General features: G+C 72.8%; 20 protein-coding genes and 1 tRNA gene. 13 read left to right on the top strand and 8 right to left on the bottom strand.

Annotated elements, in window-relative coordinates; translation table 11 throughout:
- Positions 1–130: 130 nt before the first annotated feature.
- The gene (locus CKY47_RS11950; RefSeq protein ID WP_306745790.1) at positions 131–655 is read left to right on the top strand and encodes a DUF4291 domain-containing protein; all 525 of its coding nucleotides are present in this window, start codon (positions 131–133) and stop codon (positions 653–655) included.
- Positions 656–691: 36 nt separating this feature from the next.
- Positions 692–1,825, top strand: coding sequence for a PQQ-dependent sugar dehydrogenase (locus CKY47_RS11945; RefSeq protein ID WP_306745789.1), 1,134 nt, complete (start codon positions 692–694; stop codon positions 1,823–1,825).
- A 196-nt stretch (positions 1,826–2,021) separates the two neighbouring features.
- Here CKY47_RS11945 and CKY47_RS11940 read toward each other — a convergent pair whose 3' ends face one another.
- Both CKY47_RS11940 and CKY47_RS11935 read right to left on the bottom strand, forming a co-directional pair.
- Positions 2,022–2,615, bottom strand: coding sequence for a TetR/AcrR family transcriptional regulator (locus CKY47_RS11940; RefSeq protein WP_306746013.1), 594 nt, complete (start codon positions 2,613–2,615; stop codon positions 2,022–2,024).
- A 105-nt stretch (positions 2,616–2,720) separates the two neighbouring features.
- Positions 2,721–3,680, bottom strand: coding sequence for an acyl-CoA desaturase (locus tag CKY47_RS11935; protein ID WP_306745788.1), 960 nt, complete (start codon positions 3,678–3,680; stop codon positions 2,721–2,723).
- Positions 3,681–3,834: 154 nt separating this feature from the next.
- Here CKY47_RS11935 and CKY47_RS11930 point away from each other — a divergent pair, with 154 nt between their 5' ends.
- The 8 genes from CKY47_RS11930 to pth all read left to right on the top strand — a co-directional run bounded on the left by CKY47_RS11930 (position 3,835) and on the right by pth (position 11,646).
- On the top strand, positions 3,835–4,980 hold the full coding sequence (locus CKY47_RS11930) for an alpha/beta hydrolase family protein (RefSeq protein ID WP_306745787.1): 1,146 nt from the start codon (positions 3,835–3,837) through the stop codon (positions 4,978–4,980).
- A gap of 236 nt (positions 4,981–5,216) precedes the next feature.
- Positions 5,217–5,287 (top strand) — tRNA-Gln (locus CKY47_RS11925).
- 112 nt (positions 5,288–5,399) lie between these two features.
- The gene (locus tag CKY47_RS11920; RefSeq protein WP_442638267.1) at positions 5,400–7,025 is read left to right on the top strand and encodes a GGDEF domain-containing protein; all 1,626 of its coding nucleotides are present in this window, start codon (positions 5,400–5,402) and stop codon (positions 7,023–7,025) included.
- 68 nt (positions 7,026–7,093) lie between these two features.
- Positions 7,094–8,593 carry a bifunctional UDP-N-acetylglucosamine diphosphorylase/glucosamine-1-phosphate N-acetyltransferase GlmU gene (gene glmU / locus CKY47_RS11915; protein WP_306745785.1) on the top strand — a complete coding sequence of 500 codons (1,500 nt, stop codon included), beginning with the start codon at positions 7,094–7,096 and terminating at the stop codon, positions 8,591–8,593.
- A gap of 13 nt (positions 8,594–8,606) precedes the next feature.
- Positions 8,607–9,578, top strand: coding sequence for a ribose-phosphate diphosphokinase (locus CKY47_RS11910; protein ID WP_306746012.1), 972 nt, complete (start codon positions 8,607–8,609; stop codon positions 9,576–9,578).
- Positions 9,579–9,907: 329 nt separating this feature from the next.
- Complete coding sequence (locus CKY47_RS11905; protein WP_306745784.1) at positions 9,908–10,513, top strand: 50S ribosomal protein L25/general stress protein Ctc; 606 nt, start codon at positions 9,908–9,910, stop codon at positions 10,511–10,513.
- Positions 10,514–10,571: 58 nt separating this feature from the next.
- Positions 10,572–11,087 carry a DivIVA domain-containing protein gene (locus CKY47_RS11900; protein ID WP_306745783.1) on the top strand — a complete coding sequence of 172 codons (516 nt, stop codon included), beginning with the start codon at positions 10,572–10,574 and terminating at the stop codon, positions 11,085–11,087.
- The gene (gene pth, locus CKY47_RS11895; RefSeq protein ID WP_306745782.1) at positions 11,077–11,646 is read left to right on the top strand and encodes an aminoacyl-tRNA hydrolase; all 570 of its coding nucleotides are present in this window, start codon (positions 11,077–11,079) and stop codon (positions 11,644–11,646) included. Before CKY47_RS11900 ends, pth begins: the two co-directional genes overlap by 11 nt.
- 127 nt (positions 11,647–11,773) lie before the next feature.
- Here the strand turns inward: pth and CKY47_RS11890 are convergent, their stop codons facing one another.
- From CKY47_RS11890 to CKY47_RS11880, 3 genes are read right to left on the bottom strand one after another with little or no spacing between them, the layout of a single operon-like run.
- Complete coding sequence (locus CKY47_RS11890) at positions 11,774–12,241, bottom strand: GNAT family N-acetyltransferase (protein ID WP_306745781.1); 468 nt, start codon at positions 12,239–12,241, stop codon at positions 11,774–11,776.
- Positions 12,242–12,260: 19 nt separating this feature from the next.
- Complete coding sequence (locus CKY47_RS11885; protein WP_306745780.1) at positions 12,261–13,031, bottom strand: DUF3626 domain-containing protein; 771 nt, start codon at positions 13,029–13,031, stop codon at positions 12,261–12,263.
- A 39-nt stretch (positions 13,032–13,070) separates the two neighbouring features.
- Entirely contained in the window at positions 13,071–14,723 is a 1,653-nt protein-coding gene (locus tag CKY47_RS11880) for a fatty acyl-AMP ligase (RefSeq protein WP_306745779.1), read from the bottom strand.
- Between the two features lie 106 nt (positions 14,724–14,829).
- Here CKY47_RS11880 and CKY47_RS11875 point away from each other — a divergent pair, with 106 nt between their 5' ends.
- Positions 14,830–16,203 carry a DivIVA domain-containing protein gene (locus tag CKY47_RS11875; RefSeq protein WP_306745778.1) on the top strand — a complete coding sequence of 458 codons (1,374 nt, stop codon included), beginning with the start codon at positions 14,830–14,832 and terminating at the stop codon, positions 16,201–16,203.
- A gap of 100 nt (positions 16,204–16,303) precedes the next feature.
- Here CKY47_RS11875 and CKY47_RS11870 read toward each other — a convergent pair whose 3' ends face one another.
- Positions 16,304–18,076 carry an ABC-F family ATP-binding cassette domain-containing protein gene (locus CKY47_RS11870; RefSeq protein ID WP_306745777.1) on the bottom strand — a complete coding sequence of 591 codons (1,773 nt, stop codon included), beginning with the start codon at positions 18,074–18,076 and terminating at the stop codon, positions 16,304–16,306.
- A gap of 108 nt (positions 18,077–18,184) precedes the next feature.
- On the opposite strand from CKY47_RS11870, the gene CKY47_RS11865 reads away from it, so the two are divergent.
- Positions 18,185–18,622 (top strand): PASTA domain-containing protein, encoded by a 438-nt coding sequence (locus tag CKY47_RS11865; protein WP_306745776.1) that lies wholly within the window; start codon positions 18,185–18,187, stop codon positions 18,620–18,622.
- A 3-nt stretch (positions 18,623–18,625) separates the two neighbouring features.
- On the opposite strand, the gene CKY47_RS11860 is transcribed toward CKY47_RS11865, so the two are convergent.
- Positions 18,626–19,591: a 4-(cytidine 5'-diphospho)-2-C-methyl-D-erythritol kinase gene (locus CKY47_RS11860; RefSeq protein WP_306745775.1), complete on the bottom strand. Its 966-nt coding sequence runs from the start codon at positions 19,589–19,591 to the stop codon at positions 18,626–18,628.
- 130 nt (positions 19,592–19,721) lie between these two features.
- Here CKY47_RS11860 and CKY47_RS11855 point away from each other — a divergent pair, with 130 nt between their 5' ends.
- The gene (locus CKY47_RS11855; RefSeq protein WP_306745774.1) at positions 19,722–20,174 is read left to right on the top strand and encodes a hypothetical protein; all 453 of its coding nucleotides are present in this window, start codon (positions 19,722–19,724) and stop codon (positions 20,172–20,174) included.
- A 43-nt stretch (positions 20,175–20,217) separates the two neighbouring features.
- On the opposite strand, the gene CKY47_RS11850 is transcribed toward CKY47_RS11855, so the two are convergent.
- Positions 20,218–21,027: a MetQ/NlpA family ABC transporter substrate-binding protein gene (locus tag CKY47_RS11850; RefSeq protein ID WP_306745773.1), complete on the bottom strand. Its 810-nt coding sequence runs from the start codon at positions 21,025–21,027 to the stop codon at positions 20,218–20,220.
- Positions 21,028–21,049 lie beyond the last annotated feature (22 nt).

Below are 21,049 nucleotides of genomic sequence, written 5' to 3'. Positions count from 1 at the left end.
GGAAGACGCGGACAGACCCCTGCCCGGGACCTCGGAACGGCCTCGGGAGGGGTTCTCGCCACCAAGCCTACGTGCCGCCGACGCGGGCTGCGCGCGGATTACCGGTTGACGGGGTGATCACCCTGGAGGTGTGGAGCACAGGCGGATCAGGGCCGACTACGACGATCGGCACGTCACCGTCTACCAGGCCTACCCGGCCGCGATCGCCCGTGCGGCGCTGGCCGCGGGCCGGTTCGTGCCGCCGTTCAAGCCCGGCCGGATGACCTGGGTCAAGCCCTCGTTCCTGTGGATGATGTACCGCTCCGGGTGGGGCGCGAAGCCGGACCAGGAGTGCGTGCTGGCCGTCAGGATCACCCGATCGGGGTTCGACTGGGCGCTGGACCGGGCCGTGCCGAGCGACGCGGGCGTCGGCTCGCGGCCGGACGTGCGCGTCCAGTGGGACCCGGAGCGCGACCTCCACCTGAGCCCCCTCCCCCACCGCTCGCTCCAGCTGGGGCTGGCGGGCGAGGCGTCGCGCCGCTACGTCGAGGAGTGGACCGGGTCGATCACCGACGTCACGCCGCTCGCGCACGAGGTGCGCGACCTGGTGCGCGCGGGCGACCTCGACGCGGCCCGCGCCCTGCTCCCGGAGGAACGCCCCTACCCCCGCGCCTGATCACGACCACACACCCGGCTTGGGATGCTGGGCGGCATGCGTCGGATCACCGGTTTTGCCGCCGTTGCCCTGCTGGCCGCGAGCACGGCGGCCGGGTGCTCGTCCGCCGCGCCGGGCGGCAACGCGCCCGCCACCACGGACCCGGACGGGCTGCGGGTCGAGGTCGTCGTCGGCGGGTTGAGCCACCCGTGGGACGTGGGGTTCCTGCCCGACGGGCGGATGCTCGTGCCGCAGCGCCCGGCGAGGATCGCGCTGGTCGAGAACGGGAAGGCCACCGACGTGGAGGCCGACCTCGGTGACGTGGCGGTCCGCGGCGAGGGCGGCTTGATGAGCCTCGTCGTGCACCCCGACTTCGAGACCTCGAAGCAGTTCACCACCTGCTTCAACACGGCCGAGGACGTGCGGCTGGTGACGTGGCGGCTCGACGGCGCCAAGGCCACCCGGGTGGAGGACCCGCTGCTCGCGGGCCTGCCGAACAACCCGAGCGGGCGGCACTCGGGCTGCCGGATGGCGCTGGACGGCGACGGGCGACTGCTCGTCGGCACCGGCGACACTGCGGTCGGCACCGTGCCCCAGGACAGGTCGAGCCTCGGCGGGAAGGTGCTGCGCGTCGACCTGGCGACCGGCGAGGGCGTCGAGGGCAACCCGTTCGGGGACCGGATCTACACCTACGGGCACCGCAACGTGCAGGGCGTCGCCGTGCGGCGGGACGGCCTGGTGTTCACCGCCGAGCACGGCCCGGGCGTGGACGACGAGGTCAACCTGCTGCGCCCCGGCGCGAACTACGGGTGGGACCCGTCGCGGGGCGGCACGGCCGGCGGTTACGACGAGAGCGTGCCGATGACGGACCTGGAGCGGTTCCCCGACGCCGTCGAGGCCGTGTGGTCGTCCGGCGACCCGACCGAGGCGATCTGCGACGCCGCGTTCCTGACCGGCGAGCAGTGGGGCGGCATGGAGGGCGTACTGGCCGTCACCGCCCTGAAGGGCTCGAAGGTGTTGCTGTTCACCGTCACCCCCGAGGGCGGCGTCCACTCGGTGTCCATCCCGGTCGAACTGGACGGCACCCACGGCCGCCTGCGCGGCGCCGAGCTGGGTCCGGACAACGCCCTCTACGTGACCACGTCGAACGGCGAGGACGACAAGATCCTGAGAATCACCCGAACCCCCTGACCACCCCGCGAGTCGTACGTTCAGGTCGCGCGAGTCGTACGTTCAGGCACCGTGAGTTCTTTACTCGTGAGTGAAGAACTCAGAGTGACTGAGTGTTGGACTCGCGCGACCTGGGCGTACGACTCGCGCGGGGTGGACGTACGACTCGCGGGGCTTGAACTTACGACTCGCGCGGGGTGGGCTTACGACTCGCGGGTCAGCGGATGCGGAGGCGGGGTTTGTGGTCCATGTGGGAGAGGCCCTTCCAGGCCAGGTTGACGAGGTGCGCGGCCACCTCGTCCTTCTTCGGCTTGCGCACCTCCAGCCACCACTGGCCGGTCAGCGCGACCATCCCCACGAGTGCCTGCGAGTACAGCGCCGCGAGCTTGCGGTCGTAGCCCTGCCGCGAGAAGTGCAGCCCCAGGATCGACTCCACCTGGGACGCGATGTCGTTCAGCAGGGACGAGAACGTGCCGGTCGAGGAGGCCACGGGTGAGTCGCGCACCAGGATGCGGAACCCGTCGGTCGAGCCCTCGATGTAGTCCAGCAACGCCGTCGCGGCCTGTTCGAGCAGCTCACGCGGGTGCCCGCCGGACAGGGCGTTGACGATGTGGTCCATCAGGTGCTGCATCTCGCGGTCCACCACGACGGCGTAGATGCCTTCCTTGCCGCCGAAGTGCTCGTAGACGACCGGCTTGGACACGCCCGCCCGGTGCGCGATCTCCTCGACCGAGGTGACCTCGAAGCCCTTCTCCGCGAACAGCGCCCGGGCCACGTCGAGCAGCTGCTCGCGCCGCTCCTTGCCCGTCATCCGCACACGCGGCACCGGTGTCTCGTCGTCGCGCCGTCTCCCCGCCATCCCAGCCACCCTAAACACCCGCCCCCCGCGCGAACTGCGAGGGGGGCGGGTGGTCGGCTACTTCTTGGCGCTGATCCGGGCCAGGCGCTGCTCGTTCGGCCAGCGCACGTTGGTCGCCCAGCCGAACTTCTCGAACAGCCAGATGGCCCGCGCGGAGATGTCGATCTGACCGCGCTTCACGCCGTGCCGGGCGCACGTCGGGTCGGCGTGGTGCAGGTTGTGCCACGACTCGCCGAAGCTGAGGATCGCGAGCGCCCACACGTTGGCGGAGCGGTCGCGGGCGGCGAACGGGCGGTCGCCGACCATGTGGCAGATGGAGTTGACCGACCAGGTCACGTGGTGCAGGAACGCCACCCGGACGAGACCGGCCCAGAAGAACGCGCTGAGCGCCCCGGACCAGGACATCGTGATCAGGCCGCCCAGCAGGGCGGGGGCGAGCAGGCTGATCGTGGTCCACAGCGGGAACAGCTTGTCGATGCGGACGAGGTCCTTGTCCGCGAGCAGGTCGGGGGCGAAGCGGCGCGCGTTGGTCTGGTCGCGGTCGAACAGCCAGCCCATGTGGGCGTGCCAGAAGCCCTTGGCCAGGGCGACGGGGCCGGAGCCGAACAGCCACGGCGAGTGCGGGTCGCCCTCGCGGTCGGAGAACGCGTGGTGGCGCCGGTGGTCGGCCACCCACACGATGACCGGGCCCTGGAGGGCCATGCCGCCGGCGATGGCGAGGGCGATCTTGAGCCCGCGGTTGGCCTTGAACGAGCCGTGCGTGAAGTAGCGGTGGTAACCGACGGTCACACCCATGCCGGCCAGGTAGTAGAAGACGACGAACAGCGCGACGTCGACCCAGCCCAGCCCCCAGCCCCAGGCGAGCGGAACGGCCGCGAGCAGAGCCAGGAACGGCACGATGACGAACACGTACACGCTGAACTGCTCGACGTGGCCGCGCCGCCCCTCGATGATCGGCTTGGGGCCCTTGTCGTCCGGGCCCTGCGGCGTGGACCTGCTCTCAAGGGTGCTGGTCATACGTGATACCTCGTCGCTCGGGGACTACCTACGGAACCGTAACTTACGACACCGTAGGTTAGGTCCTGCGGATGCCGCCAGGGTGGCGGCTCAAAATCACGGCGTGTTCTCAGGAAGCCGGGCGTGTCGATCAACGCCGGTGCATCATTCGGGGGTGTCGTCCCCGAACGTTCGCGGCAGGCGTCGCCTGCGGATCGCGCTGATCTCGCTCGTCACGGTGTTCGCGCTGCTCGTCGCGGGTGTCGTCGGCTTCGGCTGGTACTACAGCGGGCAGCTGCTGGAGCCGGAGAACTCCCGCCCCGGCTACCGCGACACCGTCACCTCGTCCGCCGCGGGGACCGTCACGCTGGCGGAATCGCGGGTGAGCGCCCTGCCCGGGAGGTGGGGTCTCGTGTGGCCCGGCGGCGGGGCGGAGGTGGGCCCGGTGACGCGGCGGTCGCAGGGCTCGGTGGTGCGCGAGCTGGTCGGCCAGGCGCCCCCGGACGGCACGCGCGTGCGGCTGGAGACCTCCGTGTGGACGACCGACCCGCGCACCGCCCTCGGCCTGGAGCACGAGGACGTGCGCGTGCCCACGGAACTCGGGGACGCGCCCGCGTGGCTCGTGCCCGCGACGTCGTCCACGTGGGTCGTCGCGGTGCACGGCCGGGGTGGCACCCGGGCGGAGGCGCTGCGGGTGGCGCCGACTCTGCACGACCTCGGGCTACCCGTTCTCGCCGTGACCTACCGCAACGACGAGGAAGCCCCCCGTTCGCCGGACGGCTTGTACCACCTGGGTGACACCGAGTGGCGTGACGTGGAGGCGGCCGTGCGGTTCGCCCGCGACCGGGGCGCGCGCGACGTCGTGCTGTACGGCTGGTCGATGGGCGGGGCGATCGTCGGCCAGTTCCTGACCCGGTCCGCCGACGCGCCGCTGGTGCGGGCGGTCGTGCTGGACGCGCCGGTGGTGAGCTGGACGGACACGCTCGAACTCCAGTCGCGCAACCGGGGCGTGCCCGAGCAGCTCGTGCCGATCGCGGAGCTGGTGTCGGACTGGCGCGCCGACCTGGACTTCGACCGGTTCGACCTGGCCGACCACCCGCCCGCGCACCGGCCGCCGACGCTGCTGTTCCACGGTGGCGCGGACGGCACCGTGCCCGTGGGGTCGTCGCGCGAGCTGGCCGCGGCCGCGCCGCGGCTGGACTGGCCGATGCGCTACGTCGAGGTGCCCGCCGCCGAGCACACCGCGGCGTGGAACGTGGACCCGGACGCGTACGAGGAGGCGGTGACCGAGTTCCTCGACTCGGTCGAGACCATCCGCTGAACCCTGTCAGGTGTTCGATTAACTACCGACGGTAGTTGTGTACATGATTGTTCTCCGCCCGCCGCGGCACGCCGGACGCTCCGCGCGCACTGTCTACATCCCTGCGCTGACCAGCCACAACACGGTGTGTCATGATCCAATCACCCACGGGTTGCCGCCACTTGAGTGGTGGTGCTGACCTACGGGGGGCACTCGTGACAACATGTGTTCGCGCGGTCGGGGTCCGCCTCGACCGTTCCGCCATGGTGTAAAGGCAGCACCTCGGATTTTGGTTCCGATGGTCCAGGTTCGAATCCTGGTGGCGGAGCGAGCCGGTCGGGCCGCCCGGGCCCGGTCGCCCTGCGTCTGCATGGGGGTGTGAGTCGCTGCGCGAGGAAGCGGTCGACGAGCAGGGCAACGTGGCGCCGGTGCTCCACGAGATGTCCGACGCGTGGCTGGTCGGCCGCGCGAGTGAACTCGTGGCCGTCGCGCAGAGCAGCCACCTGTCCGAGCAGCTCGACGCGGCGCACGAGGTCGACGAGATCCTCGCCGAGGCGCAGGGCCGCGGCGAGCCGCGGATCGTCGGCCAGCTGCTCCGCGCCGCCGCCGTGGTCCGGATCGTCACCCCCGGCCTGGTCGACCTCTCCGACTCCGTGCTCGACGAGATGCTCGCCCACTGCCGGCGGCACGGCCTGCTGGTGCTGGAGGCCGAGGCGCACGCGCTGCGCGGTCGCCGCTACCTGCTCGGCGGGTTCGAGGACAAGGCGCTGACCGAGGTCGCGAGCGGCCTGGCGATGCTGGAGGAGGACCTCGCCCCCGACCCCATGCTCGACAAGCGCACGTGGGACCGCCTGCTGGCGTCCGCGCTCCAGTCGACCGGGCTCGTGCTCACCCAGCTGGGCGTCTACGAGATGGCCGACGACGTGCTGGCCCGCGCGCACAACGCCATCCGGGAGAGCGCCAACCCGCACCTGATCTACGTGCACCTGCTCAACCGGACCCGCATGCTCATCGGCTGGGGGCTGCGGCTGGAGCGGGTGGACAACTTCGAGGAGGCCGCCGAGCGGTTCGCCACCGCGTCGGCCATCGCCACCGCCGTCGAGGGCGCGTTCCGCGAGTCCCTGCACCCCGGTCGCCGCGACCGCACCGCCGCCGAGCAGGTGCCGGTGATAGGGGCCGCCCACGCGCTGGCGAAACCGGGCGCCGGGCACATCTCGCGGCTGTGGTCGCTGCGCGAGATGTCCATGTACGCCCGCGAGCTGATCATCGTGTCGATCGCGCTGGCCCGCTGCCTGGAGATGGAGGAACTGCCGCAGCAGGCGCTCCAGGTGCTGCACGGCGCCCGCGAGCGGCTGGAGCGCGACACGTCCGAGCCGACGCTGATGCTGTGCCTGACCCGCGAGTTCGCCCGCATGTCCGGTCCGAAGAACGAGCGCACGATCAGCGCGCTGGAGACCTACGCGACCGCCCTGGAGACCGAGCTGTGGCTGATGCAGGAGGCCCGCACCGCCACCCTGCTCACCCGCCGCGACCACGAACGGCTGACCCGCGCGCACGGCGCCATCGCGCAGCAGGCGTTGCAGGACCCGCTGACGGGCCTGCCGAACCGCCGCGCGCTCGACGACCGGCTGGCCGCGCTGATCAGCGCCCAGACCCACCCGATGGCCATCGCGCTGGTGGACCTCGACGGGTTCAAGGTGGTCAACGACAAGTACTCGCACGCCGAGGGCGACGACGTCCTGCGCGTGATTGCCAGCACACTGCGGCAGGCCCTGCGGGGTGACGACCTGGTGGCCAGGTACGGCGGCGACGAGTTCGTGGTGCTGCTGCCGGGTGCGCCGCTGCACGCGGCCGAGGCGGCGCTGGCACGCGCCGTGGAAGCCGTCGCGGCCTTGCCTTCCGACCTGTCGCGCGGGGTCACGCTGTCGGTCGGCGTGATCTCCGCGCGCCCCCGCGAGACGGCGCACGCGGCCCTCGCGCGAGCCGACTCGGCGATGTACGCGGCGAAGCGCGGGGGTGGCTGCCGGGTTGCGGCTGTGGAAGGCGAGCCCGACCCGGAGGCTTAGTATCGGCACCTGGCGGGAAGCCAGGCCCCTCCCGCTGCAAGGCACGCACCGAGCTAGGGAGAGCGCTGATGCTTGAGGGTGTCCCCACCCCGGTCAGCACGATCGTCCTCGCAGCGGGTGAAGGCACCCGCATGCGCTCCGCCACCCCCAAGGTCCTGCACCGCATCGCCGGTCGCTCCCTCGTGGAGCACGCGGTGCGCGCGGCCGCGGGAACCGATCCGGACCACCTGGCCGTCGTGGTCGGCCACGGCCGCGCCGCGGTCGCCGACCACCTCGACGGCCTCTCGACCGCGCTGGACCGCAAGGTCACCGTCGCGGTGCAGGAGGAGCAGAAGGGCACCGGCCACGCGGTGGGCTGCGGCCTGGACGCGTTGGCCGAGGTCACGGGCACGTCCGACGACCCGGGCGGCACGGTCGTGGTGACCTACGGCGACGTGCCGCTGCTGGACGCCGACACCCTGCGCGCGCTGCTGGCCGAGCACGGCGGGCAGGGCAACGCGGTGACCGTGCTGACCGCCGTGGTGGACGACCCGACCGGGTACGGGCGGATCGTGCGGTCGGCCTCGGGCGAGGTCGAGGCGATCGTCGAGCAGAAGGACGCGTCCGAGGAGCAGCGCGCGATCACCGAGGTCAACTCGGGCGTGTACGCCTTCGACGCGGCGGTGCTGCGCGACGGGCTGTCGCGGCTGTCGACCGACAACGCGCAGGGCGAGCTGTACCTGACCGACGTGCTGACCATCGCGCGGTCGGACGGCAGGCGCGTGGGCGCGCTCGTGACGCCCGACGCCTGGCTCGTGGAGGGCGTGAACGACCGCGTGCAGCTGGCCAGGCTGGGCGCGGAGCTGAACCGGCGGCTCGTCGAGCGGGCCATGCGCTCCGGCGTGACCGTGGTCGACCCGGCCACCACGTGGTTGGACGCGGACGTGCGGGTGGGCCGGGACGCGCTGATCGAGCCGGGCGTGCAGCTGCGCGCCGGGACGGTCGTCGGCGAGGGCGCGGTCGTGGGGCCGGACACCACGCTGAGCGGGTGCGCGGTCGGCGCGGGCGCGTCCGTGGTGCGCACGCACGGCTCCGGCGCGGAGATCGGCGAGGGCGCGTCCGTCGGCCCGTTCGCCTTCCTGCGGCCGGGCACGCGGCTGGGCGAGAACGGCAAGATCGGGACGTTCGTCGAGGTGAAGAACTCGGACATCGGCGCCGGTTCGAAGGTCCCCCACCTGAGCTACCTCGGCGACGCCACGGTCGGCGAGCACTCGAACGTCGGCGCGGCGAGCGTCACGGTGAACTACGACGGCGTGAACAAGCACCGGACCACGATCGGGTCCCACTGCCGCACCGGCTCGGACAACATGTTCGTGGCGCCGGTGACCGTCGGCGACGGCGCCTACACCGGCGCCGGGACCGTCGTGCGGCGCGACGTGCCGCCGGGCGCGCTGGCCGTGTCGGGTGGTCCCCAGCGCAACCTGGAGGGCTGGGTGCTGTCCCGTCGGGCCGGCACCGCATCGGCGGAGGCGGCGGAGCGGGCACTGGCGTCCGAGAATGGGAATGGCACAACCGATGAAGGGCGCTGACGTGAACCCCACGATGGCCGGGACACCCAAGAAGAACCTGATGCTCTTCGGCGGTCGCGCCTACCCCGAGCTGACCGAGCAGGTCGCCAAGCACCTGAACGTCTCCGTCACGCCGCAGTCGGCGTACGACTTCGCCAACGGCGAGATCTTCGTGCGGTTCGAGGAGAGCGTCCGCGGCTGCGACGCGTTCGTCATCCAGTCGCACTGCGCGCCCATCAACCAGTGGCTGATGGAGCAGCTGATCATGGTGGACGCGCTGAAGCGCGCCTCGGCCAAGCGCATCACCGTGATCATGCCGTTCTACCCGTACGCGCGGCAGGACAAGAAGCACCGGGGCCGCGAGCCGATCTCCGCGCGCCTGGTCGCCGACCTGTTCAAGACCGCCGGGGCCGACCGCCTCGTCGCGGTCGACCTGCACACCGCCCAGATCCAGGGCTTCTTCGACGGCCCGGTGGACCACCTGTGGGCCATGCCGCTGCTCGCGGAGCACATCCGCGCCAAGTACGCGGGCCACGACATCACCGTGGTGTCGCCGGACGCGGGCCGCACCAAGCTCGCCGAGAAGTGGGCCGACACGCTGGGCGGCACGCCCATCGCGTTCATCCACAAGACCCGCGACCCGCTGCGTCCGAACGAGGTCGTCGCGAACCGCGTGGTCGGCCAGGTCCAGGACCGGCTGTGCGTGGTCATCGACGACATGATCGACACCGGCGGCACGATCACCAAGGCCGTGGAGCAGCTCCTCGCCGAGGGCGCGTCGGACGTCGTCATCGCGGCCACCCACCCGGTGCTGTCCGGCCCGGCCGTGGAGCGGTTGCAGGACTGCGGCGCCCGCGAGGTCGTGTTCACCGACACCCTCCCGATCCCGGCCGACAAGCGCTTCGAGGCGATGACCGTGCTGCCGATCGCCCCGCTGCTGGCCCGCGTCATCCAGGAGGTCTTCGAGGACGGCTCGGTGACCTCCCTGTTCGACGGCAACGCCTGACCCCGGGAGTCCACGCCCAGGTCGCGGGAGTCCACCCCCCAGGTCGCGAGCGTCGAAACGGGGGTTGGACCCTCGCGAGCTGGGGGTTTAACTCTCGGGTTTCGGTGGGTTCGGGGCGGGGAACGAACCCCCGATTAGGCCGCTCCGCCGCGGTCGGCCTACACTGGTCGGGTTGCCTCGGCGAGGGCGAGCATCACGCTCGGCGTGATCGACGCGGCGGTTGTGATGCCGCGCGTGTTCACCTTCCGCGCCGCCCGGCCGCCGCAGGCTCGCCACCCCGCTTACGCCCCGCCCGACGTACCAGGCCAGACCGTTAGGAGAGCCCCACCGTGTCCGAGGTCCGTCTCGCCGCAGAGCAGCGCACCGAGTTCGGCAAGGGCGCCGCCCGCCGCACCCGCCGCGCCGGCAAGATCCCCGCGGTGCTCTACGGCCACGGTTCCGACCCGAAGCACCTGGCCCTGCCGGCGCTCGAGTTCGCCCGTGTTGTCCGCGAGCACGGTCACAACGCTGTCATCGCCCTGGACATCGATTCGTCCAGCGAGCTTGCGCTGACCAAGACCGTCACCACCCACCCCATCAAGAACTACATCGAGCACGTCGACCTGCTGCTGGTGCAGCGGGGCGAGAAGGTCACCGTCGAGGTGCCCATCGTCCTCACCGGCGAGCCCGCCTCGGCGACCCTGCTCACGCAGGACCTCACCACGGTCCAGGTCGAGGCCGACGCGCTGAACATCCCCGAGCAGATCGAGTACTCGATCGAGGGCCTGGCGGCCGGCACCCAGGTGCACGCCTCCGACCTGGTGCTCCCCGCGGGCTCGACCCTCGCCACCGACCCCGAGGCCATGGTGCTCGCGGTGAACGAGGCCCCGAGTGCCGCCGCCATGGAGGGCGACACGGGCGAGGGCACCGAGCCCGAGGCCACCGAAGAAGGCTGAGCCCATCACGTCGGGCGACTCGAACGGCACGCCTCCCCCGCCTCACGGCTGGGGTGGCGTGCCGTTCCCGTACCTGAGCCCCGCCCAGGTGCGCGCCCTGCGGTTCCCGCGCCGCAAGAGCGGCCGGGGGTACGACCCGGCGCAGGTCGACGCGTTCGCCCGGCAGATCGCGGACGCCCTCGCCGGACGGCTCGTGCTGCGACCCGAGCAGGTGCGGTCGGTCGCGTTCACCGAGATCGCGGGCGGCTACGAGCAGCGCGCCGTGGACGAGTTCCTGACCGCCGCGGAGCACCAACTGCGCTCCGGCCACGTGCCGCCGACCACGCTCCAGACCGGTGACGCGCTGCTCGCGGTGAAGCTGCCGAAGGCGTCCAACGGCTACGATCGCGGCGAGGTCGACGCCTTCCTGGGCCGGGCCGCCGCGGCGCTGGACGGCCGGGGGCGGATGAGCGCGGCCGAGGTCCGCCACACCAGGTTCAGCACCACGTCGGGCCTCCGGCGCGGTTACCAGGTGCGGGCGGTCGACACCCTGTTGGACGAGCTGGAGCAGGAGTTGCGGTTCCGTGGGCGATGACGTGGCCCTGGTCGTCGGGGTGGGCAACCCCGGCCCCAAGTACGAGGGCAACCGGCACAACGTCGGCTTCATGGTCCTCGACGAGCTGGCTTCACGCGTTGGTGGGAAGTTCAAGGCCCACAAGGGCGGCGCCGAGGTGCTGGAGGGCCGCCTGGCCGGGCGTCGGGTCGTGCTGGCCAAGCCTCGCGGCTACATGAACCTCTCGGGCGGTCCGGTGGCGGGCACGGCGAACTTCTACAAGGTGCCGCCCGCGTCGATCGTCGTGGTGCACGACGAGCTGGACCTGCCGTTCGCCACCGTGCGGCTGAAGCTGGGCGGCGGCGAGAACGGCCACAACGGCCTGCGCTCGATCACCAAGTCGCTGGGCACCAAGGACTACCACCGGGTGCGCTTCGGCGTGGACCGCCCGCCGGGCCGGATGGACCCGGCCGACTACGTGCTGCGGGACTTCTCGCTGGTGGAGCGCAAGGAGTTGGCGTTCGAGCTGGACCGGGCGGCGGACGCCGTGGAGGCGCTGCTGGAGCTGGGCCTGGAAGCCGCCCAGAACAAGTTCCACTGAGCACGAGTTCCACTGGGCACGAGTTCCACTGGGCACGAGTTCCACTGGGCACGAGTTCCACTGGGCACGAGTTCCACTGGGCACGAGTTCCACTGGGCACGATTCCGCGCCGAGCCCTGACCAGTGGTCAGCGGTGGCCGAACTCGACCTGGAGCAGGCGCGGGGACACCGCGAAGCCGCTGCGCGCGTACGCCGTGACGGCGCGTTCCCCGGAGTGCACGGTCACCCGTTCGAGCCCGAGTGCGCGGGCCTGGTCGAGGACGGCGTCGACGAGCCGCCCGCCGAGCCCGGCGCCGCGGTGGTCGGGCGTCACGTACACGCACTGCACGTCGCCGCTCGCCCGGTCGGACGCGGCCCCGCGGGGCACCCTGGGCAGGACCGCGAGCCACGCCATGCCGACGACGCGCCCGTCCACGGCGGCGACCGCGCACCGGTGGGTCGACTCGTGCTCGCGGGCCCACTGCGCGAAGCGGGGCGCGAACTCCTCCACGGGCGTCACCCGGGTGCCCCGGCTCTCGTGCTCCCACCGGCAGCGCAGCTCGGCCACGGCGGGCAGGTCGTCGGGGCGGGCGGGGCGGATCTCGATCGACGTCACGCGACCCGTGGTGCCCGGATCAGGGGACGCGCCGCCCGAACCGGGCCAGCAGGTGCCAGACCTCCTTGAGGTCCTGCGGGTGGTGGCGGCCCGCGTGGTCGCCGATGACCTCCGGCGTCAGCACGCCGTCCACGGCGATGCGCTCCCCCAGCGCCACGGACTCCGGACCGCGAAAGTCCGGGTGGCGGCGCAGCTCGTCCACGTGCAGGTGGAACCCGGGGTGCCACTCGACCGGGCAGGGCAGGCGCAGCGCGGCCTCCTCGACGGGCGTGCCCCGGTAGCTCGGGTCGAGCACGAGGGCCTCCGCGTCGATCGCGACGGACACCCCGCCGTGCACGTGGGCCTCGACGTAGTCGTCGAGGAGGTCGCGGCGGTCGGCCAGGGCGACGGCGACGAGCGGCATGCGGTCGGCGACGCCGAAGTGCTCGGGCTCGGTCACGCTGTCCGGGTAGCAGAACGTAGTACGCCTCGGGACGTCAGGTTTCAGCCGCAGGTGTGACGATCCGAAACGTGGTGACGCGCCGTACTGACTCAGCCGGAAGTTCAGGCCCCCGTACACCGGTCTCTCGTGGGCGGCGGCCGAGTCGTAGGCGCCGCCGAACATGCGGCTCTCCCACCGCCACCGGTCACCGCCCTCGAACGCGGTCAGGCCGCCGCCGCTCGTCCCGGTCACGAACTGCGACACGTACGCGCCACCGTCCACCAACCCGGGAACCACTCGTCCGGGGTGGAAGTTCAGGGTGACGCGCACCGCGCGGTCGAGCGGCGGACCGGTCGACCGCGCGGTCACGAAGGCGAGTGCGCGCGCCGCGGCGCCGAGCACCCCGCATCACCCCGCGGCGGGCACCAGGGACGCGGCGGACGAGCGGCGCAGCTTGCCGGACGGCGTCTTGGGCAGGCTGCCGGGCTTCAGCACGACCACGGAGAACGGCCGCAGCCCGACCGCGTCCACGACCCGCGCGCTGATCTCCTTGGACAGCGCCTTCACCGCGTCGTCCTCGCCGGCCAGCTTCGACTCGACGACCACGGCGAACCGCTCGCGCCGGGTGCCCGCGTCCAGCCGCACGGCGATCGCGTTGCCCGCGCGCACGCCGGGCACGGACAGCGCGGCCCGCTCGATGTCGGTCGGGTAGATGTTCCGGCCGCCCATGATGATCACGTCCTTGCGCCGCCCGCACACGACGACCTGGCCGTCCACCAGGTAGCCCTCGTCGCCGGTGTCGAGCCAGCCGTCGGCGTCCTGCGTGGCCAGCGGCCCGTCCACGGTCAGGTAGCCGGGCGTCACCGCCTCGCCGCGCACCCGCAGCTGCCCGACCTCGCGCTCGCCGCGCACCGCGCCCGACTCGTCGACGACCTGCACCTCCAGGCCCGGCAGGGGCGGTCCGTTGAGCGGGAACGCCCGCGCGTTCGGGGTGTCCGGGGCGACCGGCACGGCCCGCTTGCCGGCCTCCAGCTCGCCCGGGTCGACCCAGTCGACGGCGAGGCCGGAGAACAGCGGCGCGAACGCCACGCCCAGCGTCGTCTCGGCCATGCCGTACGCGCACAGCACGCACTCGGGGGGCATCCCGAACCGCGCGCCGGCGTCGGTGAACGCCTTCACCGCGACCGGGTCGATCGGCTCGGCCCCGTTGAGCGCGATGCGCAGCGCGGACAGGTCGAACGCGTCGTCGTCCACGCCGTTCATGCGGCGGGCGACGATGGCGTAGGCGAAGTTCGGCGCGGCGGTGATGGTGCCCCGGTAGCGCGAGATCAGGTCCGGCCACAGCGTGGGCCGGGCCAGGAAGTCGGGCGGGGTGACCTTGACCAGCTCGATGCCGAGCAGCATGGGGACGGTCAGGAAGCCGACCATGCCCATGTCGTGGAACAGCGGCAGCCACGACACCATCACGTCGCTGCCCGGGTCGAGCGCGGCGGCGACCCGCATGCCCTCGGCGTTGGACCAGAGGTTCCCGTGGGTGATGCGCACTGCCTTCGGGTCGGCGGTGGAGCCGCTGGTGAGCTGGAGCAGCGCGGGCATGTCCTCGTCGACCTCGACCGGCGCGGCCAGGGGCTCCCCGTCCAGCTCGTCGAGCCGGCGGTAGGCCACGCCGTGCTGGTCGAGCACCGCGGACAGGGCGTCGAACGGCGTGCCGAGCAGCACCAGCTCCGCGTCGATCATGCGCAGCACGCGCAGCGTGTCCTCGGCCCACTCGGCGAGGTCGGTGCGGGCCGTCGGCTGGTGCAGCATCGTCGTGCTGCCACCCGCCAGCCACACCGCCTGCACGGCGGGCGCGATGGCCGCCGGGTCGCCCGCGAGCACCGCGACGGACGCGCCGCGCGTCATCCCGCCGGCCACGAGCGCCCCGGCCACGCGGGTCGCCCGCTCGTGCACCTCGGCCCACGTGCGGCGGACCGGCTCACCCGGCTCTCCCGTGGTCATGCCCCGCTCACGTCCTCCGGCACCCACAGCGGTTGCCACCATCGTGTCCACGAACCGGCTCATGGGGGCCAGAGTAGAGCGATCCCGTGAAGCATTGAGCCGATAGGGCGAAACAACGACACCACCATCCGGCGATACTCCCCGGTACACCACACGAAGGAGGTAATGGGTGGCCGGGTTCGACGCGCGCCAGCACACCCCCGCACACCCGGCGCCGCTGGTGGGCGCGCAAGACCTGCGGCAGGTCGCCTTCCACCGCCCGCCCCCGGGTCAGCCGGGCTACGACGAGGCGCAGGTGGACGCCTTCCTCGACCGCATCGAGGACACGCTGCTGGGCCGGGACGACGTGACCGAGGACGACGTGCGCCGGGCGCGGTTCAGACCCGCGCGGCCCGGCTACCACGCGGCCGAGGTCGACGCGTTCATGGACCTCGTCGCGGACACCCTGGGCTCGACCCCGCAGCGGAGGCAGGCCACCGCGCCCGCGCAGGGCGCGCACGCCACGTCGACCGGGATGCGCCCCGCCGCGCCGCGGCTGACCCCGCAGGACGTGCGCGGCGTGCGGTTCCACAAGCCCAGACCGGGCAACCGCGGTTACCACGAGGGCGAGATCGACGCGTTCCTCGACCGGATCGAGAACACCCTGGCGGGCCGCGACACACTGACCGCGCTGGAGGTGCAGGAGCAGGAGTTCAGGCACGCCCCGCCCGGTCGGATCGGGTACGACGAGGACGACGTGGACACGTTCCTCGACCTGGTCGTCGTCACCCTGGAGCGCACCCCGCCGCCCGTCCGCCCCGCGGTCCGCCCGCCGGCGGGCACCCCTTCCGACCGCCCCCCTTCCGGCCGCACCCCACCGCCCGCCTCGCCGCCGACGACGGGCCCGACGGCGGCCCCGACCCCGGCCCGGGTCCCACCGGTCACGTCGGTCCCGCCGACCGGTTCGACCACGGCGACCACCCCGCCACCGCCGATCCCCGCCCGTCCCCGCCAGGGTCCGGGAACCCGCCCGCTGACCGCGCGCGACGTCCGCACCGCCGCGTTCGGCAAACCGCCCCGCGGTCGTCGCGGCTACCAGGAGTCGCAGGTCGACCGGTTCCTGGACCGCATCGAGAACACCCTCCTGGGCCAGGACGACCTGACCGCCCGCGAGGTCCGCGAGGTCCGCTTCAGCCGCCCGATGTTCGGCCGGCGCGGCTACGACGAGACCGAGGTCGACGCCTTCCTGGCCCGGGTGGAGAAGCAGCTGGGCGACGGCCCCCTCCCGCCCGACGCGCTGCCCCCGATCACGTCGTGGAAGGAGCTGCGCCGGCTGAAGATCCCCCTGGCGGGCCCCGCGGCGCGCGGTTACCGCACGTCCCAGGTGGACCGGGTGCTGGAGGAGGTCGGCATCGCCCTGGACGGCATGGTCGGCGCGACCTCGGCCGAGGTGGCGAAGACCAGGTTCACCCAGTCGATCATGGCGGGACAGGGCTACGACACCGCGTTCGTCGACGAGCTGATGCCGCTCCTGGCCGCCGAACTCCGCCGCCGGGGCGTCTGACCGGACCGACCCGACCGAACCGGACCGACCCGGCCCAACCGGCCCGAACCGACCGAACGGCTCGCCCGCACCTCCGCCCGGGCGAGCCACCGGCCGCGCGTCAGCCCTCGGCGGTCTCCGCGGCCGCCAGCCACTGGCCCTCGACGTCCTCCGCCTCGGCCAGCACGGCGCGCAGCTCGGCGTCCAGGGCCAGCAGGCGGTCGGGGTCGGTGGCGGCCTCGGCGAGCTTCGCGTGCAGGTCCTTCTCCTTCTTCTGCAACGTCTCCAGCCGCCGCTCCAGCCGGGCCAGCTCCTTGCGCGCCGCGCGCTGGTCGGCCGCGTTCGACGTGGACGCCGCCTTCTGCGCCGGGGCCGGGGCCTGCGCCTCCTTCTGCGCGTCCCGCCGCCGCAGGTACTCGTCGATGCCGCCCGGCAGGTCGGTCAGCCCGCCGTCGCCGAAGAGGGCCACCACGTGGTCGCACACGCGCTCGACCAGGTACCGGTCGTGGGAGATGACGACGAGCGTCCCCGGCCACGAGTCGAGCAGGTCCTCCAGCTGCTGGAGGGTGTCGATGTCCAGGTCGTTGGTCGGCTCGTCGAGCAGCAGCACGTTCGGCTCGGCCATCAGCAGCCGGCACAGCTGCAACCGCCGCCGTTCGCCGCCGGACAGGTCGCCGACCGGCGTCCACTGCTTCTGCGACGAGAACCCGAACCGCTCGGCGAGCTGCGACGCCGAGATCTCCTGCTTGCCCAGCACGACCCGCCGGGCGACCTCCTCCACGGCCTCCAGCACCCGCAGCGACGGGTCGAGGTCGTGCAGCTCCTGGCTCAGGTGCGCGAGCTTCACCGTCTGGCCCTGGATGCGCCTGCCGGCCTCCAGCTCCCGCTCACCGGCGAGCGCGCGCAGCAGCGTCGTCTTGCCCGACCCGTTCACGCCGACGATGCCGACCCGGTCGCCGGGGCCGATCCGCCACGTCAGGTCGCGCACCAGCACCCGGTCCGGCACGGTGAGGGTCGCGTCCTCCAGCTCCAGCACGGTGCGGCCCAGGCGGCGCTTGGCGAACGCCATCAGCTCGACCGAGTCGCGCGGCGGCGGGACGTCGGAGATCAGCGCCTCGGCGGCCTCGATGCGGTAGCGCGGCTTGGACGTGCGGGCCGGCGCGCCGCGGCGCAGCCACGCCAGCTCCTTGCGGGCCAGGTTGCGGCGCTTCTCCTCCAGCGTGTCGGCGAGCCGACCGCGCTCGGCGCGGGCGAACGTCCAGTCGGCGTACCCGCCCTCGTACTGCTCGACGCGCCCGCCGACGACCTCCCACGTGCGGGTGCACACGGTGTCCAGGAACCACCGGTCGTGGGTGACGACGACGAGCGCCGTGCGCCGGGTCAGCAGGTGGTCGGCCAGCCAGCGCACGCCCTCCACGTCGAGGTGGTTGGTCGGCTCGTCCAGCACCACGAGGTCGAGGTCCTGCACCAGCGCCGCCGCCAGGGCCACGCGACGCCGCTCGCCGCCAGACATGGTGGCGACCGGCGAGTCCAGGCCGAAGCCGGTGATGCCGAGGCCGTCGAGGATGGACCGGACCCGCGCGTCGGCGGCCCACTCGTGGTCGTCGGCGCCGTACCCGAGCGGGTCGAGCACGGCGTTGCGCACCGTGGACCCCTCGCCCAGCTCGGTGCGCTGCGTGACCACGGCCATGCGCAGCCCGCGGTTCTGGCTGACGCGCCCCTCGTCCGGTTCGGCGAGGCCCGCCAGCACCTCCAGCAGCGTCGTCTTGCCGCCGCCGTTGAGGCCGACGACGCCGATGCGGTCACCCTCACCGACACCCAGGGACACGCCGTCGAGCAGCGGGCGAACGCCGAACGACTTGGAGACGTTCTCCAAGTTGACCAAGTTGGCCATCTACCAGCACCTTCATCGGGAACGCGAGGACACAGCGACACTCCAGCCTAGCCGGCGCTCCCGGAACGGCGGTGTGCCCGCGGCCACCTCACGCGCTGTAATCAGGTGGTGGCGCAACCGAAGTGGGTGTGGATCGCGGGCGGCCTGGCCGTCCTGTTCGTCATCGGCGTCGTGAACGACGACGGGAGCGGGCAGGGGGACGCGCCGCCGGCGACGACGACGACCGCGACCGCGGCCGTGGGCGAACCGACCGCCGTGCCGCCCGACGAGGGCAGCCAGGACGCGGGCAGGCAGGACGCGGGCAGGCAGGACACGGCGCCGGAGACGTGCACCGTGCCGGACGTCGTCGGCATGGTGCACCAGCAGGCCCAGGACACCATGCAGGACGCGGGCCTGTTCCAGCTGCGCGAGGAGGACGCCACCGGTCGGGGCCGCATGCTGATCGTCGACCGGAACTGGACCACGACGGCGCAGAGCGTCGCCGCCGGCCAGGTCGTGGCGTGCGACACGGAGATCACCCTGGCGGCGCGGAAGACCGACGAGTAGCCCTCAGGCGTGCACCTCGGGCGGCGCCGGCCTGGGCGCCTCCTCGGTGCCCACGACGCGCGCCCCGTGCACGGGTCCCTGCGCGACGCGGACCGTGCGGCACACGCCGGCGCCCGCCAGCTCGGCCGCCACGCGCACCGCGGAGTCACCGTCCGTGCACAGGAACGCGCAGGTCGGCCCGGAGCCGGACACCATGCCGGCCAGCGCGCCCGCGTTCACGCCCGCGCGCAGCGTGCGCCGCAGGTTGGGCCGCAGCGACACGGCCGCAGCCTGGAGGTCGTTGCCGAGCAGCAGCGCGAGCTGCCTCGGGTCGCCGGACGACAGCCCCTCCAGGACGGCCTCGGCCTCGCCCACCCGGGGCGGGTCGCCGTCCGCGCGCAGCCGGTCCAGCTCGCCGAACACCTCGGGCGTGGACAGGCCGCGCCGGTCGAACGCCAGCACCCAGTGGTACGTGTGCCGGGCCAGCACGGGCACGATCCGGTCGCCCCGGTCGGTGCCCAGGGCCGTGCCGCCGTAGAGGGCGAACGGGACGTCCGCGCCGATCTTCCCGGCCAGGTCGGCCAGCTCGTCGCGGGTGACCTCCAGCCGCCACAGCGAGGCGAGGCCGACGAGGGTGGCCGCCGCGTCCGCGCTGCCGCCCGCCATGCCGCCCGCGACGGGGATGGACTTGCGGATGACGATCCGGACCTTCGGGTCGTCCGGGTCGCGGCCGACGTGCTCGGCGAGCACCCGCACGGCCCGCCACGCGAGGTTGGACGGCCCGGTGGGCACCGAGTCGGCGCCCTCGCCGTGCACCTCCACCCCGGGGTCGTCGGCGGTGGCGACAGTGACCTCGTCGGTGAGCGACAAGGCCTGGAAGATCGTCACCAGGTCGTGGTAGCCGTCCGCGCGGGGATCGCCGACGGCCAGGTGCAGGTTGACCTTGGCCGGGACGCGGACGGTGACCGGGGGCGGGACGACTGCGAGCACGCCATGAGCCTACGGGCGTTTGCGGGTCGTCCGCGCCACCCCACGCCCCACCTGCGGCGACGTGGTTGTTAGGGGGTTGTTAGACGGCCTCGCCAGGCTGTGCGGGTCCGATCGAAGAGGGGGAGACCCGATGAAGAAGACCCTTGGCCTCGCGGCCCTGGCGGCGTTCGCCGGCGTGGCGCTGGTGACGCCGACGGCGCAGGCGGCGCCCAGCACGCCCGCGCCCTACAAGCTCGTCAGCTCGTGCCCCGGCTCGCCCGTCAGCGGCTTCCCGAAGGTGCTGACCAACCGGCTGGGCGACACGCAGGGCAGCGTCCACCTGTACTACAGCAGCGTGAACGGGGGCACGAACTGCGCGGTGGTGTACGACAACGCGTCCGGCTCGCACCAGATGAGCGTGACGCTGCGCCGGGCGAACCTGTCGTACGCGGGCAGCGACTCCGGCGTGTACACGACCTACGCGGGCGGGGTGGCCGTCACCGGGACCGCGAACACCTGCGTGTACCTGTCGGCGTCGCTCCAGATGGGGCCGTACTCGGTGGACCGGTTCTCCTACAGCGGCGGGCCGCTCGCCTGCGGGTGAGGCACGGCGGCGCCCCCGACCGGGGGGCGGGGGCGCCGCACCGTCAGACCGCCAGGACCGAACCGGCGAACTCGGTCCGGATGTAGTCCTCGACCTGCTGCGACTGGAGCAGTTCGAGCAGGTCGGCGATCCGCTTGTCGCCCTTCAGCTCGGCGCGGGTGACCAGGCCGTTGGCGTTCGGGTTGCCCTCCGCCGCCTCCAGCGCCAGGGCGTCCTCGGCGGGCTTGAGGCCGGCGTCGATGGCGTAGTTGCCGTTCACCACGGACGCGTCGGTGTCCTCCAGGGACCGGGGCAGCTGCGCGGCCTCCAGCTCGACGAACTCCAGGTCCTTCGGGTTGTCCTCGATGTCGCGGACGGTCGCGGTCTTCTCGGTGCCGGCCTTGAGCTTGATCAGGCCGTTGTCCTGGAGCAGCGTGAGGCCGCGGGCCTCGTTGGTGGCGTCGTTGGCGACGGCCACGCGGCCGCCCTCGGGCAGGTCGGCGAGCGACTCGTGCTTGTTCGAGTACACGCCCAGCGGCTCGACGTGCACCGGGCCGATCCACTCCAGGGCCGCGCCGCTCTCGGACGTGAAGGTGTCGAGGTAGGGGACGGTCTGGAAGTAGTTGGCGTCCAGTGAGCCGTCGACCAGCGCCGTGTTGGGCTGCACGTAGTCGGTGAACTCGACGACCTCGACCTTCAGGCCCTTGGACGCGGCGAGGTTGTCCGCCACGTACCGCAGCACCTGGGCGTGCGGGACGGGGCTCACACCGACCCTGAGCGCCGCGTCCGGGTCCGAGGCGGCACCGGTCGGGGCGCCGCTTCCGCAGCCCACCGCGGTCAGCAGCACGGCGAGCAGGGCAGCACGAATACGCATGGCTTTCCTTGGATGTGGAGGA

The organism is Saccharothrix longispora (assembly GCF_030852425.1).
GTDB lineage: Bacteria > Actinomycetota > Actinomycetes > Mycobacteriales > Pseudonocardiaceae > Actinosynnema > Actinosynnema longispora.
Note: the sequence above shows the minus strand (reverse complement) of the source record. Positions and strands in the feature narration are given on the sequence as shown.